Below are 17,449 nucleotides of genomic sequence, written 5' to 3'. Positions count from 1 at the left end.
ATACCTGTGTGGCAATAAGGTTCCACCTGCAAACCTGCCTGTTGGGAGTAAGTTTAGTTTCGATTAATTTGTCAGCCGGTATAATGGCGGCTAAAACACGCAACTCAGCTGTTATTGCTGCTGTTGTTGCTGTTGTTGTTTTTGTTGTACTTCAAGATAGTGGCGATAGGAGTTAATTGGTTCGCCCGGATTCTTGGCCTGGTAGTTAAACACTGGCAGGGTAGGCCTTTCTTCCGAACGCCTAACATTCCCATTCGTGATCTCTACAGACACTTCAAGGGTGTGTTCGCCGGAACCCTTATAAGTACCTTTCACAGGGGTGCAATCATAAAAGTTTCTGCCCACTGCAAGCCTAACATGGCGGTCATTTACAATACAGTTATTTGTTGGGTCAAGTCCAAGCCAGCCGTAGCCTGGGATGTGCGCTTCAACCCACGCGTGTGTCGCCCCTTCGCCCCGCATCTCTTTATCTTTCGGACAGATGTAACCACTGATGTACCGTGCCGGAATATCATACATTCTTAAAAACACCAGCAGGATGTGCGCAAAGTCCTGACATACCCCGGCCTTTAGTCGCCACACTTCTTCCGTGGGCGTCTCCACGTTTGTGACCCCTTTCTGATAATTGAAGTTGTTGTAAACATAGCTCGACAGAGCCTGTCCGTTTTGCAATGGCGATTTTGAATAATCGATGAGGGAGTTTAGTTCGCCCCGAACCTCTTCTTCTGACGGAAAAGGCTGTTTGGTCAGGAAGTCCATATACAAAACATGATCTTTCAAATCGTAAAGGTGCTGCCATTGTTCGGCAGCCGGTATACCATCAATGGGCGGTTGCACGGGTTTCGTCTCTACGTCTGCGATTGACTCAATAAGCAATTCGGTATGTGGCTTAATAACCGAAAAAACACCGATATAGTTGCCAAAGTAATCAACAAAGGTTTCGATTACAGGATTATGGGAAATCTTAACCTCGTGTTTCTTAACCTCCAGGTTTGTATCAACGATGGGGTAAAGCATCACCTGGTTTGTACAGTCGATTACGGTTGATGCATAGGTGTAACGGGTAACATGGATGATTTTATAGGATGCCATAGTGCCTCAATTAGGTTTTACCAAAATAGAATTTGCTAAAGGAACCAGCGATCTCTACAAGGTCGGTCCTGGCTTTAAATAAGAACTCACCCAGCGATAAGGGATTATCTGTGTTGATATGGGTGTACTTGATGCTGTTTATCGTTTTGCCGATAAGGAAATCGAGTTGCTCATAATTCTCCGGCAAGCTTTCCGGCTTAAGCCTTTCGAAGAGGCGATACAGCCTGTCGAGGCTGTACAACACGGAATGCGGAAAATCGGTGTTGTACAACAACAGGTGCAATACACTCTGCGCATTAAACTTGCCCTTGTAGGTTTTCAGAAAGATCTCAAATCCGTACAGTGAATAAAGCAGGTAACGCAATCCCGGGGCACCTCCCGGGTTATTTGCCTCCTGTTTAAGGTCGGTAAGCTTAATTCTTAAAACATCAGTTATCTGTATAGACCTTTCCAGCAGTTTACCAATATTCATAAAGGTGAAGCCTTCATCCCTGGTCATGGTATTATCGACCGTTCCGGTATAGAGCAGGCATTTTTTAATCATCTCATCGATGGCCGAGAGGGGGTCACCAAACTTAACTTCCTGCTCAACATACGGTTCCTTAATAAAATGGTAAAAGTCGTTTAGGCACTGCCAAACCTCTTTGGTGATGTGGTCCTGTATGGACCTGGCATTTTCACGGGCCTGTACAATATTGTTATATGCAGAACCGATATTGCTCTTATCGAATATCAGGTACTCCAGCACCTGCCGCGAGTCATTTTCAATAGCCTTCCCTTCATCGTTTGTAAGCTGGCCATATTGTAAGATGATAGGTCGCCAGGGAAAGTTATGTACCTGGTCCTGGGAGGCAATGTAATTGGTTCGCAATACCTGTAGCATGCTACTGGTACGTTCCATATACCTGGCCTGCCAGTAAATAGTTTCTGCAACACGGCTTAACATCTATATCGTTTAGGTTTAAGTGATTTAGCGCCTGAGTACCTTTACTCCCCCGCTATGTTTTAGATGAACCAATCGTATCGTCCGGCGTGAACAAGCAAGAACTGTTCTCCCCCTGATGTATTGCCAGTTCGCTAGTAAAGGCTATTAACCACCATTGAGTACCCAGGTGTCTTTACTGCCACCGCCCTGTGACGAATTCACCACCAGTGACCCTTCCCTTAGGGCCACCCTCGTTAAACCACCCGGAACGATGTCTATTCCATCGGGTCCATAGAGCGCAAAAGGTCTGAGGTCAACCCTTCTCGGTTGTAATACCCCATTGATATAACATGGTGTTGAAGAAAGGCTGATTATTGGCTGTGCAATAAAGCCCCTGGGATCCGCAATTATCGCTGCTTTGAACTTCTCCATTTCCTCTTCGCTGGCACTATTACCCATCAACATACCATAACCGCCCGACTCATTTGTTCTTTTGATAACCATCCGGTTCATGTTCTCAAATACATGCTGGCGGCTGTCAAGGTTATCCATCTGGTAGGTCGGAACGTTCTTGAGTATAGGCTCTTCATTCAGGTAATACCGGATCATATCCGGCACGTAGGCATAGATGGCCTTGTCGTCGGCCACACCATTTCCGGGAGCGTTTACCAAAGCAACATTGCCCTTGCGATAAGCCCAGTAAATCCCTGGTACGCCAAGCATACTATCGGGTCTGAACACCAATGGATCAATAAACTCGTCGTCTACCCGCCGGTAAATCACATCAACTTGTTTGAGCCCTCGGGTTGTTTTCATGTAAACATGATGGTTGTCTACAATCAGGTCTTTGCCTTCAACCAGCTCGATACCCATTAGCCGGGCGAGGGTGGTATGTTCGAAATAGGCAGAATTATAAATACCCGGGGTTAGCAGTACGACTGTTGGATCGCTGATTTGCCGGTTGGCGACTGCCTGTAAATTTCTAAACAGTAGATCAGGGTATTCTTTTACTGAACGGACATTGTTTTTTGGTATGAGATCGGGAAAGATCCGGTAAGTGATACTCCGGTTCTCGAGCATATATGATACCCCTGATGGCGTTCGCAGGTTATCTTCCAACACATAGAACTTTCCGTCGCCATCCCTAATCAGGTCCACCCCCGCAATATGGGTATATATGTCAAATGGCACATCTACGTTAACCATTTCCCTTAAGAAGTAGGGACAAGTATAAATGAGTCGCGCAGGGATAATCCCGTCCTTAATAATAAACTGGAGATGATAGATGTCTTTTAGAAATACATTCAATGCCCGGAGCCGCTGCTTTATACCTGCTTCGATTTCGTCCCATTCGTCTTTTGTTATTATCCGGGGAATAACGTCAAAAGGAAAAATCTTTTCGATACCCTCTCCGCTGCTGTACACCGTAAAGGTGATGCCCTGGCTCATGAACAGCTTCTTGGCCATTTCATCTTTATGGGTCATCTCCAGCTCGGGCAGGTTTTCAATCGCAGATACAAAATTCCGATACTGCGATCGCACCCCATTGGAGCCAAACATTTCATCCCAAACTTCCGGTTGATCCTGGTAGGATTGTAATAAAGAGTGCTCCTTCATAATAATTGAATATACAAAACAATAAAAAGGGAATCCAATCCGGTTAAAAATACAGAAATGAAGGCAAACAAAGAGACACTTACATCGATATGAAAAATCTTAATATGTTTATCGGGAACTTGTCTGCTATAAAATGGCTGATTAGCTCTAAAATAAGTGAGAAAATTAGACCGGTTCCGGCTGGAAGAGCTGTTTTAGCAGAAATTATTTAAAAATGGCGGTGCGTTGCAACCCAGTCATTTATGTAACCTGCAATCTCAGTAGTAGGAGTGCCCGGGGGAAAAAGTTTGCCAACCCCCATAGCCTGCAGTGCTTTCATGTCTTCTTCAGGGATGATACCACCACCGGTTAACAATACATCGTTCATGTTCCGGTCTTTCATCAACGCAATTACTTTAGGAAATACAGTCATATGGGCGCCGCTGAGTATGCTAATGCCAATTGCATCAACATCTTCCTGTAAAGCTGCCTGTACAACCATTTCCGGCGTCTGCCGAAGACCGGTATAGATCACCTCCATGCCCGCGTCGCGTAAAGCCGTGGCGATCACTTTAGCCCCCCGGTCGTGACCGTCGAGTCCGACCTTTGCTACAAGAACCCTTAACCGCCGCTTACTTTCTTTTTGCATGATCGCTTATGTGTTTACTTCCGGTTACAAAACTCTTGCTTATTGGAGCATTGCTGCGGGTTAACCGTTGGTACAAGAGTGCGACGCAACGACAGCTTCATAGATGAACTTATGCCGGGTCCATAAAAAAACATTACCCGCGCAGGAGCCAAAGTTATAGTTGCAAAATGATTTTCATTATTGACATTTCATACCAGGTTCAGCCATGATGGGGCCGGACTAATGTGCAAAACCAGGGCGGCCGTTACCCTAATTAACTCAGGTATTTGCCAACAATGGGCATTCTTCGGCCTACGCCAAATGCCTTGGGACTGATGCGAATGATCGGGCAAAACTGGTTTCTTTTGTATTCATTTGTATTCACCAGTTTGATGATCCGATCTACCAGCTGTGCATCAAAGCCCTTTGCTTTAATTTCATTTGGGCCCTGGCGACGTTCGATATATTGGTAAAGTACCTGGTCTAATACCGGGTAATCAGGAAGGCTGTCGATATCTTTTTGGTCGGGTCGCAACTCGGCGCTTGGCGGTTTGGTGATGATGTTATCGGGTATAATTTCTTCGTTGCGGTTGATGTATTTGGCAAGCGTATAGATCTGCATCTTATAGCAATCTCCCAAAACCCCTAGTCCGCCGGCCATATCGCCATAAAGGGTTCCATAACCCGTAGCCAGTTCGCTTTTGTTAGAGGTGTTTAACAGAATATAATTAAACTTGTTGGCGATCGCCATCAGGAGGTTTCCGCGCGTGCGGCTTTGCAGGTTCTCCTCAGCAATACTAAAAGGCAGGTCGTTGAAAACAGGCTTCAAGGTACCCAGCAGGCTTTCATAAACCTGGTCTATCCGGATGATGTCGTACGGGTTTTGAAGTTTTTTGCTGAGGTTCACGGCATCATCAACGGAATGGCTGGTGCTATAAGGCGAGGGCATAAGAATGGCGCGAACATTATCTTTACCCAGTGCCTCACAGGCAAGGGCGAGGGTTACTGCACTATCGATACCACCGGAGGAACCGAGGATCGCCTGCTTGAAGTTCATCTTGGTAAAGTAGTCGCGTATACCAAATACAAGCGCGCGGTGAATAAACGAAATATTGCGCTCATAGTCGAGCTCGGTTGGGTTTGGCTTGTATTGCGATATCGGCTTTATGTCACTTGGGGTTTCGCAATTTGTTGTTCCGTCTTCATTCAGGATTACGCCATCAATTGCCTCGTCGAACAGCGGAAGCGCCTTACAAAGCTTTCCATTTTTATCGAAGATCAGTGAAGCTCCATCAAACACAATCTCAGTCTGGCTGCCTGTGGCATTACAATAAAACATGGGTAGTTTGTACTTAAGCACATTCGCCTTTATGATGGACTGCCGTTCTTCTTCGTGGATATAATCAAAAGGCGACGCGCTCAGGTTGATCATCAGGTCGGGGTTTTGTTCCATGAGTTTATCCATGGGTGCCGAACGGTACAGCGGATTGTCGCCCAGGTTCCAGATGTCTTCACAAATGGTAACGGCAAGGCGTTTGCCTTTAAACTCGAGCACCTTCCATTCATACGCCGGTTCAAAATAGCGGTATTCATCAAAGATGTCGTAGGTGGGCAGAAGTGTTTTGTGAACCTCACCTTTTACCTGTTTATCGTAAAGCAGGAAGGCCGCGTTAAAGAGGTCCTTGCCTTCGATGGTTGGATTTCTTGCCGGCGAACCCACCAGCACCCCAATGGTGTCGGCATGTTCTTTTATCCGGTCGATAGCTTCGTAACATTTATTGATGAAGTCGTTAAACTCAACAAAGTCGCGGGGAGGATAGCCGCAGATGCACAACTCGCTAAACACAACAAGGTCGGCTTTCTGCCGCTTGGCTTCATTAATGCCGTCGATGATCTTTTGTGTATTGCTTTCGAAATTTCCAATGTGGTAGTTCTGTTGCGCTAGTACTATTTTCATAATCTAAATTACTATTAAGATTGATTTAACCGCAATGTTCATGTCATAATGTAATTTGCCCGCAAAGTAGTTACATGAAAAGATTGCTGTGGCTGTTGTTGCTTTTCTGCTGTGTGTCGGCGTGCAAAAATAGAAACCTTCCCGATGTATCGGGGATAAAGGTTAACCTGCCACTTCAACGCTTCGAGCAAGACTTCTTTGCGATTGATACCACCAATATCAACGTTGCCCTTGAGCAGCTGAATCAAAAGTACCCTGGTTTTCTACAAGACTTCATCTTTAATATTCTTGCGCTGCCGGCCGAACCCGACAGCATCAGTGCGGTTGAAAATGGGGTTCGTTCGTTCATCAGTTCGTACCGCGAAATAAAGGATACCAGCGATATTGTATTTCGCGATCTGGAGGGCATAAACAAATCCATCGAAGAAGGTCTAAAGTACGTCAAGTACCACTTTCCAACGTATAAGCTGCCTGCAAAACTCATCACCTTCATCGGGCCCATCAACAGTTATGGTAACATCATAACCCCCGATGCGTTAGGCGTAGGCCTGCAATTGTACCTGGGAAAAAACTACGGGCTTTATGCTTCGGAAGCCGGCCAATCGCTTTACCCGGCATATGTATCACGCAGGTTTGAGCCGGTTTATATACCAGTGAACACCATTAAAACAGTAATAGACGATATGTTTCCTAACAATAGTGGAGGGAGACCGCTTGTTGAACAAATGGTAGAAGCCGGTAAACGGCTTTATGTTCTGGACCAGTTACTACCGGGAACGGCCGACACGCTTAAAACAGGATATACCGAAGAGCAGCTTAAAGGAAGCCGGGAGAATGAGGCCCTGATTTGGGGACTCTTTTTACAAAATGAGATGCTGTATTCAGCTGACCCTGCCGTTACCAAAGACTATATGAATGATGCTCCAAATACTCCCGTATTGGGTCCTGGATCGCCTGGGTTTATCGGGCAGTTTGTAGGTTGGCAGATCGTTAAAAAGTGGATGGATAAAAACGGGGAAAGCTCCCTGCAGCAGCTGATGGAAACAGGTGCCCGTAAAATTTTTGATGAGGCTAAGTATAAGCCAAAGTAGCCTTAACATTAAATCATACAAATAAAAAAGGCTGCCTTACAAGGGCAGCCTTTTTTGTTGAAGATTTATGCGTGTTAGTTCATTTTAAATGGAACAATCATTTCAAAAGCAGGAATATTTACTTCAAAAGTTTGTTTGTTGTTCTGGTTTTCCATTACGTACTTACCATGCATTTTGCCCATCTCCGTACGAAGATTGCAGCCACTTACATACTGAAAATGTTCGCCCGGAAGCAATACCGGTTGCTGCCCAACAACACCTTCGCCCTCTACTTCTTTGTACTCACCATTGCTGTCGAAAATGTGCCAGTGCCTGCGCAACAATTGCACGGTAAAAGCATTGTGATTTTCGATAGTGATGCGGTAGGCAAACATAAACTCGTTATTGCCCGGATTGCTATAGTCGGCCTGGTAAAATGTTTCGACACTTATTAAAACGCCATCGGAGATTTTCGATATCATAACAAAAGCATTTGATGGAGGAATTCAGCTAAAAGAAGGAATTTGAAAAGCCGTGAAGTTTGTTAGAATTAACGCTACCTAAAATTAACAATATTGCCAGAAGAAGCACATAAAACAAAATTAAATTTTGCATTTCTTTTTCAGATCAATCAGCCGTTGTTCTTTCTGGAAAAATGGCTGTTTCAGGCAACCTGTACTTAACAAAAAAGGTGCCGGGTACTAGGGTCTCAATCCGCCAACACCTACCTTTGCCTGCCTTTAGTATAGGTTTAAACGTTCTATTATGAGAAAAATTGCAGTGGCCAACGGAGATGGTATCGGACCTGAAATTATGCAGGCAGTATTGCACATATTTAATGCAGCAAACGTACCGCTGCAATACGATTTTGTCGACATGGGTAAGTGGGTGTTTGACAAGGGCTTTAGTAATGGCATGACTCCTGAAGCACAGGAAACCATCGAAAAGGTTGGTATCCTGTTCAAGGGCCCAATGGAAACGCCGAAGGGTAAAGGGGTAAAAAGCGTAAACGTTACTGCGCGCAAAACCTGGAATACCTACGCTAATAAGCGCGTATTTCAAACCCTGCATGGTGTAGACACAGTATTTTCGAAAGCCGGTATACCCATCGATATAACTATAGTTAGAGAGAATATTGAAGATACCTATGGCGGTATCGAGCACATGCTTACCCAGGATGTTGCGCTTAGCCGCAGGTTTATCACCCGGCCGGGAAGCTTGCAGGTGATCAAATACGCTTTTGAAATGGCAAAGAAAAAAGGCGCCACGAGAGTGACCTGCGGCCATAAGGCAAACATCATGAAGCTTACGGATGGATTGTTCCTGGATACCTTTTACGAGGTTGCTAAGGAGTATCCTGAGCTTAAAAGCGACGATATTATTGTTGACGATCTGGCGATGAAACTTGTTGTTCGGCCACATGAATTCGACGTAGTTGTCATGACCAATTTACAGGGCGACATAATAAGTGACCTTTGTGCAGGCCTCGTTGGTGGTCTTGGTTTTGCCCCTTCCGCAAACATCGGTGACCATATCGCAATCTTCGAAGCAGTACATGGTACGGCCCCCGACATTGCCGGCCGCAACATTGCAAACCCAACTGCCCTGTTACTTAGTGGTATTACCATGTTACGACACCTTGGGCTAATGCAAAGCGCAGCAACAATTGAAAACGCGCTGCTTTATACACTTGAGCAGGGCGTGCGTACCGGCGACTTTGGCGATAAATCAAAGGAAGCCAAAAACACCACCGACTTTGCTGAAGCAATCATCGGGAACTTTGGACAGAACCCGCAACATGCTCCAAAGCCTATGTTGCCCGATATGCCGGTGACCCAAACGATATTCAAACTTGAGGGCAACCCTATGCTGGGTAAAAAGGCAATTCACGAAGCAACCATTGTGGGTGTAGATATGTTTATCGAAAGCGCAGAACAACCCAATGTTGTTGCGGAGAAATGCCTTAGGTATACAACCGACCTGTTCAAATTGGTAACGATCAGCAACCGTGGAACCCAGGTATGGCCCAAAGGCAGCATTTTTACCAACCTCGTAAATCAGTATGCGTGTCGGTTCGAAAGCATTGGTGAAATTGCCGTTACGCAAACCGATATTATAGAGCTGTATAAGCGATTGGCGACAGAATTCAAAATATGTTCAACAGAGCTGCTGAACGTTTGGGATGGAAGAAAGGCTTATTCCCTTGCACAGGGACAATAGTCTCCTTATAGTAATCGGGGCGGCCAAAAAGAGGTTTATTTGGAGGTCGGCAGAAGATCAGGAATGAGACATCCTTGCGACGCTCCATTCAACTGTATAGCTATGAGGAGCTTAACTTACCCGTTGAGGATGGTCGCGGATTGGTGAACTACGGCGCTGCTGCGGTCATAATTTCCTGGTATTGTTGTAACCATTTTTCAGCAGCCACTGTAAGATCTTGTCACGTTGGTCGCCCTGGATGATTACGAGCCGGTCTTTTACGCTTCCGCCAGTGCCGCAATGGTTTTTTAGCTTTTTACCGAGGTCTTCAAGGTCGTCTTCGATCCCGATAAAATTTTGTACAAGCGTCACTGCCTTGCCTGCCCTCTGTTTTGTATCAAGCTTGATGCTTAATTTCTGCTTTGCAGGGGGTAAGGTCTCCTCTTGTTCGTTTGCTTCTGATTCGTATTTAAAGTTTGGATCGGTACTAAATACAATACCCCTGGTATCTGGTTTATTCTTCTTGCTCATGGCAGGCCTATTCGTTTGTTGTTATTTCAGCTTTCAGGCTAAGATCCAGGCTTTGCGCCTGGTGAATTAATGCGCCGATGCTGATATAGTCAACTCCCGTTGCAGCATAAGCTTCCATATTCTCCAGGTTTATTCCCCCGCTTGCCTCGGTTTCAAGTTGTCCGTTTATTAATCGCAGCGCTTCCAATATTTGTTCGGGCTTAAAGTTATCCAGCATAACCCGGAACACTTTGCCGGCACCCACGTTGAGTACGGTTTTAACATCCTCGATGCTGCGGGTTTCTACTTCTATCTTCAATTCCGGTTTGTGGGTTTGTACATATTGCCAGGCCTGGTTTATTGCGGGTTCAATACCGCCTGCAAAATCAATATGATTGTCTTTTAGCATAATCATATCAAAGAGGCCGAAACGGTGGTTTATGCCACCGCCTATTTTTACCGCTTCTTTTTCGAGCAACCTGAAATTTGGGGTAGTCTTGCGTGTATCAAGAATACGGGTGCCATACGGCGCCAGCTTGTCCACATACTTTCGGGTAAGTGTAGCAATCCCGCTCATCCTTTGCATACAATTTAATACCAGCCGCTCGCAGGTAAGTATCGTGCGAATGTCGGCATAAACGTCAAAGGCTTTTTCGCCAATGTCCATGAGCTCGCCATCCTTTTTAAAAGCTACAAACCTGGTACCTGGATCAACTATGTGAAAAATCTGTTCGGCAACCCCTATGCCTGCAAGCACACCTGCCTGTTTTATCTTCAATACCGCTTTACCTTTTGCGCCTGCAGGAATACAGCTCAGGGTTGAGTGATCACCATCACCTGCATCTTCCTGCAATGCTTCATACACGAGGTGTTGTAATCTTTCATTGAAATTCATGTTGACAAAACTACAAGAATTGAATCACGCAAGATTAGGCCACGGGAGAATTTGACTTCAACCAAATATAAACTGTGAAGATTACCACAAACAAAAAGCCCCGCGATGCGGGGCTTTTTGTTTGTTAAGTATGAATTTAATTAATTCGAACCGTAATAATTTGCTGTTTGTCCTCCTTGCTCTTCATCATGAGGGTAAGATTAAAACCCTTGGCATCATTAAGCAATTTACCGGTGATATACATGGTACCGCCCATTTCGCGCTGAGAAGCAAGTTCAAATCCGGTTATGTTATTTTCACTGAAAAAGGATTTAAGCGCAATGCTAGCCTGGTTTTTTCCTATACTTTTAATTTCATCTTTTTCAGGAAATTTAATATCCAGAAATTTGTCGAAATAAGACCCTACCTCGGTTGCATCGCCTGCTTTAAGCGCCTTTACTATATTCCCTCCATCCGCCTGTCGCACAAACGACAAGGTAAGTAAGGAGAATATAGCGATTAGAACTGTTTTCATAATTTTTTCTTGAACGCAAATGTTCTTGCGAAAAATATGCCAAACCTCAGATTATAAATTCAATATGAATGCTTCCTCTCACAAATCACCAAATACAGTAGCTTTAGCCCATGGAAAATAAACGTGTTATCCTTGTTATCATGGATGGATGGGGTCTAGGTAAAGTCGACTCCAGCGATGCAATCAAACATGCCAAAACACCCTTCGTGTCATCATTATATTCAACCTATCCAAATACCACCCTCGTAACTTGCGGCGAAGCGGTCGGCCTGCCGGAAGGGCAAATGGGTAACAGCGAAGTAGGTCACCTTAACCTAGGTGCAGGCAGGGTAGTCTACCAGGAGTTGCAGCGTATAAATGTAGCCATTCGCGACGGATCTTTTTTTAGTAATCCGGTTTTGCTCGAAACCATCGACTACGCCAAACAAAACAACAAACCTTTGCACCTGCTTGGCCTGGTAAGCGATGGCGGTGTTCACAGTCATACCAGTCACCTGCATGCAATTCTGAGCCTGTGTGCAGACAGGCAGGTATCCGAGGTTTATGTTCATGCCTTTACTGATGGCCGTGATACCGACCCGAAAAGCGGGCTGGGCTTTTTAACAGCGCTGGAGGAACATTGCCGTAACACCGGTGCACGTATAGCAAGTGTTAGCGGCAGGTATTATGCCATGGACCGCGATAAAAGATGGGAGCGGGTTAAACTGGCATACGATTGCCTGGTAAACGGTGAAGGTCCGAAAGCAACAGACGCCCTGGCTGCTGTACGCGAATCTTACGACCATGACATTACTGACGAGTTCCTGCTGCCAACGGTAATTGTTAACCAGGATCAAACACCCGTAGCTACAATAAAGGATGGTGATGCGGTCATTTGCTATAATTTCAGAACGGATCGATGCCGGGAAATAACGGTGGTGCTTACACAAACGGATATGCCGGACTATGGTATGCATACCCTGGAACTAAACTACACCACAATGGCGGAGTACGACGCCAGTTACAAACACGTGAACATTATTTTCGATACTGATAACCTGCAAAATACCCTTGGGGAGATCATTGCCAATAACGGTAAAAAACAGATACGCATAGCTGAAACAGAAAAATACCCGCACGTAAGCTTCTTCTTCAGCGGTGGCAGGGAACTGCCTTTCGAAGGCGAAACAAGGATCATGATACCCTCACCAAAGGTGGCCACCTACGATCTTCAGCCCGAAATGAGTGCCTTTGAACTTACCGATGCCATAATCCCCGAAATCCAAAAGGAAAATCCCGACTTTATATGTCTCAATTATGCGAATACCGACATGGTTGGTCATACAGGCTTTTTTGATGCAGCAGTAAAGGCCGCCGAAACAGTTGATCAGTGTGTTGAGCGGGTTGTGAATGCTGCACTTGAACACAACTACACGGTTTTCCTTACAGCAGATCACGGTAATGCTGACTTCATGATTAATGAAGATGGTTCGCCTAATACCCAACATACCTTAAACCCTGTTCCCCTGTTTGTTATCGACAAAGAATGGCGGGGATCACTAAAACCTGGTAAGTTGGGCGATGTTGCTCCAACAATCTTAACCATGATGAATTTGCCCATACCAAATAAGATGACCGGTGAAGTGCTAATTAATCCTTAGCAACCTTCGCCACTGTCTCAAGTCATTTGGTATAATTACTAGTGGCGTTCAATCGGCATGCTAACGCGCAACTCAAAGAAACTACCGGAGGCTCAGTTGACGCGCTTCCGGTATTGAAGAGGATCAATGAAAATACTCAGAAACATAACAGGTGCCCTCTTCGTTGTACTGGCTGTAGTGCCTGTTGTATTTTCAGCGCTGTTTCTCTGCCAACAACATAATATCAGGGAGCAGATGGAGATGGCTTTGGAAGAAGATGAGCTGGTTACGGTTCTACTATCCTCCAAAGCTTTGCTCTGGCATAAAAAGCATAAAGAGATCCTCCTCAATGGTCATCTTTTCGATGTTCATTCAATAATTGAGCTGGAGCCAGGTATTCTGGAGGTGAAAGGCTTGTATGATCACCAGGAGCAGGCACTGCATACCAGGATCAACGACCTGCTTTCTGGCAGAAGCAAATCACTGCCTGCGTTTCAAGGGTTCACCAGATGGTTTTCGATTCTTTACCACGATCAATTGCCATGTGATACATTACCAAAACCTCCGGTTCTGAACGGGCTAGTGGTTTACCTTGAACTCAGGGTCCAACTTACTCCTGCATTTACCACAATAGAATTTCCCCCTCCGCGACGGATAGCTAACGATTTTGCTTTTACGCACCGATCCTGGCAAGACTAGCTGGTATGCGGTTTCCATAATGACAACCACCAGTATCAAAGCTGCAGTAGTTCCGGGAAGGCTGAGTGTACCGCATCTTCAATGGGATTACCAACCATTCGCCATTAGGGGACTAACATCGACGGGTACGAACTCCTCTTGGCGTACCCCGGGGGAAGAAGGCCATTCCTAACTTATTTGGTCGGATTTTGCCATTGTAACCTGTGAGGTATAATGAGGTGTACCAGGTGCGTTGCCAGTCCGGAACTCCGTTCGTAAGCGGGTCGGCCCTGATCTTTTTAATCTGTTTCGCTGTTCGACTTGTGCAGCGCTTCGGGCATAAGAGCCAAAAGGAAATCACATCATAAGGTTTTCCTTGATCAACAACATCGATTTGCTATAACGAGTCGGGTACTCCTGTTGTTTCCAACAGCAACAACTTCAAACAATAATCTATGATTCGAAATATATTCTTGTCCGGCGTATTTGCCTGTATCACTGTAATGCTTTCTGCACAAAAAAATGGAACAGACACGTTAACCGGCGATCTTGATGACATATACATTTCTGCAAACAAATGGGAACAGAACCGCAACGAAATACCGAACGCCATCCTCCGGGTGAGCCGAAAGCAGGCGATACTGCAAAACCCCCAAACCGCTGCCGACCTTTTAGGTATGACTGGCCAGGTGTTTATTCAAAAGAGTCAACTGGGTGGTGGCAGTCCTATGATCCGCGGATTTTCAACTAACCGGGTGCTGATTGTTGTCGATGGAGTGCGGATGAACAATGCCATCTACCGGAGCGGCAACCTCCAGAACCTGATCTCGCTGGATGCACTTTCAACCCAAAGTGCTGAAGTCGTTTTTGGTCCGGGTTCCATCATATATGGAAGTGACGCGATTGGTGGGGTCATGGACTTCCACACCCTTCAACCTACCCATAGCAACACCACAAAAATGCTCGTAAAAGCAAACGGCGTCATCCGGCATTCAACCGCAAATAACGAACAAACCTCTCACCTGGATCTGAACCTTGGCTTTAAGAAATGGGCCTTGCTCGGTAGTGCTACTTATAGCGACTTCGGCGATCTGAAGATGGGGAAAAACGGCGGGCAGGACAGCTATCTTCGAAATTTCTATGTTGAACGCATCAACGGAAAAGACAGCGTATTGTTTAACCCCGATCCTTACCGGCAAAAACAAACCGGTTACCACCAGTTAAATGCCCTCGCAAAACTGCGCTTCAAGCCCAATGAGCACTGGGACCTGCAATATGCTTATCACTATTCCGCAACAGGCAATGTGCCGCGCTACGATCGCCTCATAGAACTAACCGGCAGCACCCCCACCTATGCGGAATGGTACTACGGTCCCCAGGTTTGGAAAATGCACCAGGTGCGGGTGGATCATGCTACCCCAACGACGATGTACGATGATGCCCGGCTCATACTGGCAATACAGGATTACGAGGAAAGCCGGAACGATCGTCGCATCAACAATGCAAGGCTTCGAAACCAAACGGAAACTGTCGACGTTTTTTCGGGCAATCTTGATTTTGACAAAAAGTTCGGCGACAAAGCAGAACTCTTTTACGGACTTGAGTATGTACACAACAGCATAGGCTCTGTTGCGCGGCGTACCAATATCAATAATGGTTCAATAGAAGGAACTGCCACCAGGTACCCGGATAATTCAACCTGGGCCTCCGCCGGCCTGTACAGCAGTCTTAAAACCTACCTCTCAAAAAAGGCTACGCTATCAACAGGCATTCGGTACAACCATGTAACCTTAAACGCGCCGTTCGATTCTACGTACTTCAAATTTCCGTTTCATAGTGCCGAAATCAGGGATGGTGCTGTTACCGGTAATATCGGGCTTGTTTTACGACCCTCAACCGAATGGCAGTTGAATGCTAACCTCTCAACAGGTTTTAGGGTACCTAATATCGACGACCTTGGAAAGGTGTTTGACTCGGAAGTAGGGAACGTGATTGTTCCCAATCCAAACCTGCAAGCTGAGTACGCTTACAATGCTGATCTCGGTATTGCCGGCAAGATTAGCGACAAGCTCACATATGATCTGACGGTATTCCATACCATTCTCGATAATGCAATTGTACGTCGGCCCTTCACCTTCAATGGAGAAGACACCATTATCTACGAAGGAGTACGAAGCCGGGTACAGGCGCTTCAAAATGTAGCACGGGCAAAGGTCTGGGGTGTACAGGCGGGGTATAATTGGAAGTTTGCCAAACACTTCAGCTGGGAAACAAGGGCAAATTACATCGATGGCCGGGAAACAGATGATACACAAAATAAAGATGTGCAGTTGCGGCATGCCCCGCCATTTTACGGGAGATTGGCCATTGCTTATGAACGTGAAAAGTTGATGATCGAACTCTCTTACAATTTTAACGGCTCGGTAGCAGCAGCAAACCTTGCACCTTCAGAACAGAGTAAGCCATTCATTTATGCGACAAATGCTGCCGGTAAACCTTATAGTCCATCATGGTATACACTCAACTTAAAATCGGTTTACCGCTTTAGTAAACACCTGACCGCTACAGCGGGATTCGAGAATCTAACCAACCAACGTTACCGTGTTTATTCATCTGGTATAGTATCACCCGGCACAAATTTTATAGTATCCCTTCGTGCAGGTATATAACCCCATGCTGTACTGCAACCACCCGTTATCACACAGGAAAAGGCTTCTACGGACAACCTTTCACCGGCACAAATATCATCCGCTATGGAAAAAATTGTAACTCTTACACTTAACCCCGCAATCGACAAGAGCACAACCGTAAAGGCAATTGTACCCGACAAAAAGCTAAGATGTGCTGATCCGGTTTTCGAACCGGGTGGGGGTGGGGTAAATGTTTCGCGCGCGATCAGGAAACTCGGCGGAACATCAACAGCCGTATACCTTGCAGGTGGCTATTCTGGTAAACACTACGAGCACCTACTACACGAAGAAGGCCTTAACTCTAATGTGGTTGAGATCTCCGGGCACACCCGCGAAAACCTGATTGTCATGGATGAGTCTTCGAACCTCCAGTATCGTTTTGGTATGCCCGGTCCACGAATAAAAGAACACGAATGGCAGAAATGCCTGCAAATTCTGGAAGAGGCTCAAGGAGTTGAATACATTGTTGCCAGTGGAAGTTTACCAGAGGGTGTGCCGGTCGACATCTTTGCAAAACTTGCTGCGATAACCAGGAGGAAAAACGCTCGGCTTATTCTTGATACATCCGGGGAGCCGTTAAAACAGGCTATGGATGATGGTGTTTTCATGATAAAACCCAACCTTGGAGAACTGAGTGCATTACACGGTGTTGAAGAACTTCACCGTGAAGACGCTATTGAAGCCGCTCAACAAATCATCCGCCAGGGTGGTTGCGAGGTCATGGTTATCTCGATGGGACCTTCAGGGGCAATGTTAATTACGCGTGACAACGTTTATCAATCACCGTCACCAACCGTAAAACGGAAAAGTACCGTTGGGGCGGGAGATACAATGGTTGCCGGTATGGTACTTTCTTTAACCCGGGGTTGGGAATGGGGTGATGTATTGAAATACGGGATTGCCGCGGGTACCGCCACTACCTTAAATGCCGGTACCGAACTTTGTAAATTAGCGGACGTAGAAAAACTTTACAAACATCTGAAGAGTGTTAAGGTGGACGCTCATTTTGCCTGAAGCCATTATTAAGGTTCCTTTGTTCGTGAAACACATGAGCTATCATTTACAAATGCATCATC

The 17,449-nt window shown here is 45.8% G+C and carries 15 protein-coding genes; 6 read left to right on the top strand and 9 right to left on the bottom strand.

Features of this window, described 5'->3' with window-relative positions:
* Window positions 1-111: 111 nt before the first annotated feature.
* From EXU57_RS11295 to EXU57_RS11275, 5 genes are all read right to left on the bottom strand, one after another.
* Window positions 112-1,092: a transglutaminase domain-containing protein gene (locus EXU57_RS11295; RefSeq protein WP_133268322.1), complete on the bottom strand. Its 981-nt coding sequence runs from the start codon at window positions 1,090-1,092 to the stop codon at window positions 112-114.
* Window positions 1,093-1,102: 10 nt separating this feature from the next.
* Window positions 1,103-2,038, bottom strand: coding sequence for an alpha-E domain-containing protein (locus EXU57_RS11290; RefSeq protein ID WP_133268321.1), 936 nt, complete (start codon window positions 2,036-2,038; stop codon window positions 1,103-1,105).
* A 144-nt stretch (window positions 2,039-2,182) separates the two neighbouring features.
* Window positions 2,183-3,634 (bottom strand): circularly permuted type 2 ATP-grasp protein, encoded by a 1,452-nt coding sequence (locus EXU57_RS11285; RefSeq protein WP_133268320.1) that lies wholly within the window; start codon window positions 3,632-3,634, stop codon window positions 2,183-2,185.
* A 208-nt stretch (window positions 3,635-3,842) separates the two neighbouring features.
* Window positions 3,843-4,262, bottom strand: a complete 420-nt coding sequence (locus tag EXU57_RS11280) for a cobalamin B12-binding domain-containing protein (RefSeq protein ID WP_133268319.1) — start codon at window positions 4,260-4,262, stop codon at window positions 3,843-3,845.
* 253 nt (window positions 4,263-4,515) lie between these two features.
* Window positions 4,516-6,198 carry an NAD+ synthase gene (locus EXU57_RS11275; protein ID WP_133268318.1) on the bottom strand — a complete coding sequence of 561 codons (1,683 nt, stop codon included), beginning with the start codon at window positions 6,196-6,198 and terminating at the stop codon, window positions 4,516-4,518.
* 74 nt (window positions 6,199-6,272) lie between these two features.
* On the opposite strand from EXU57_RS11275, the gene EXU57_RS11270 reads away from it, so the two are divergent.
* A complete protein-coding gene (locus EXU57_RS11270) occupies window positions 6,273-7,289 on the top strand; it encodes a hypothetical protein (protein ID WP_133268317.1) in 1,017 nt (338 codons plus the stop codon).
* Between the two features lie 74 nt (window positions 7,290-7,363).
* Here the strand turns inward: EXU57_RS11270 and apaG are convergent, their stop codons facing one another.
* Window positions 7,364-7,750 carry a Co2+/Mg2+ efflux protein ApaG gene (gene apaG, locus EXU57_RS11265; RefSeq protein WP_133268316.1) on the bottom strand — a complete coding sequence of 129 codons (387 nt, stop codon included), beginning with the start codon at window positions 7,748-7,750 and terminating at the stop codon, window positions 7,364-7,366.
* 283 nt (window positions 7,751-8,033) lie between these two features.
* Between apaG and EXU57_RS11260 the strand changes: the two genes are divergently transcribed.
* Window positions 8,034-9,488: an NADP-dependent isocitrate dehydrogenase gene (locus tag EXU57_RS11260; protein ID WP_133268315.1), complete on the top strand. Its 1,455-nt coding sequence runs from the start codon at window positions 8,034-8,036 to the stop codon at window positions 9,486-9,488.
* 165 nt (window positions 9,489-9,653) lie between these two features.
* On the opposite strand, the gene EXU57_RS11255 is transcribed toward EXU57_RS11260, so the two are convergent.
* From EXU57_RS11255 to EXU57_RS11245, 3 genes are all read right to left on the bottom strand, one after another.
* The gene (locus EXU57_RS11255) at window positions 9,654-9,998 is read right to left on the bottom strand and encodes a translation initiation factor (protein ID WP_133268314.1); all 345 of its coding nucleotides are present in this window, start codon (window positions 9,996-9,998) and stop codon (window positions 9,654-9,656) included.
* Window positions 9,999-10,005: 7 nt separating this feature from the next.
* The gene (gene nadC, locus EXU57_RS11250) at window positions 10,006-10,872 is read right to left on the bottom strand and encodes a carboxylating nicotinate-nucleotide diphosphorylase (RefSeq protein WP_133268313.1); all 867 of its coding nucleotides are present in this window, start codon (window positions 10,870-10,872) and stop codon (window positions 10,006-10,008) included.
* 136 nt (window positions 10,873-11,008) lie between these two features.
* Window positions 11,009-11,386, bottom strand: a complete 378-nt coding sequence (locus EXU57_RS11245; protein ID WP_133268312.1) for a DUF4783 domain-containing protein — start codon at window positions 11,384-11,386, stop codon at window positions 11,009-11,011.
* Window positions 11,387-11,496: 110 nt separating this feature from the next.
* On the opposite strand from EXU57_RS11245, the gene gpmI reads away from it, so the two are divergent.
* The 4 genes from gpmI to EXU57_RS11225 all read left to right on the top strand — a co-directional run bounded on the left by gpmI (window position 11,497) and on the right by EXU57_RS11225 (window position 17,387).
* On the top strand, window positions 11,497-13,026 hold the full coding sequence (gene gpmI / locus EXU57_RS11240; protein WP_133268311.1) for a 2,3-bisphosphoglycerate-independent phosphoglycerate mutase: 1,530 nt from the start codon (window positions 11,497-11,499) through the stop codon (window positions 13,024-13,026).
* 126 nt (window positions 13,027-13,152) lie between these two features.
* Complete coding sequence (locus EXU57_RS11235; RefSeq protein ID WP_133268310.1) at window positions 13,153-13,704, top strand: hypothetical protein; 552 nt, start codon at window positions 13,153-13,155, stop codon at window positions 13,702-13,704.
* Between the two features lie 434 nt (window positions 13,705-14,138).
* Window positions 14,139-16,352, top strand: coding sequence for a TonB-dependent receptor (locus EXU57_RS11230; protein ID WP_133268309.1), 2,214 nt, complete (start codon window positions 14,139-14,141; stop codon window positions 16,350-16,352).
* A gap of 84 nt (window positions 16,353-16,436) precedes the next feature.
* On the top strand, window positions 16,437-17,387 hold the full coding sequence (locus EXU57_RS11225) for a 1-phosphofructokinase family hexose kinase (RefSeq protein WP_133268308.1): 951 nt from the start codon (window positions 16,437-16,439) through the stop codon (window positions 17,385-17,387).
* Window positions 17,388-17,449 lie beyond the last annotated feature (62 nt).

Source organism: Segetibacter sp. 3557_3 (genome assembly GCF_004354985.1).
Lineage (GTDB): Bacteria > Bacteroidota > Bacteroidia > Chitinophagales > Chitinophagaceae > Segetibacter.
The sequence above is the reverse complement of the archived record's forward strand: the minus strand, read 5'-3'. Positions and strand labels throughout refer to the sequence as shown.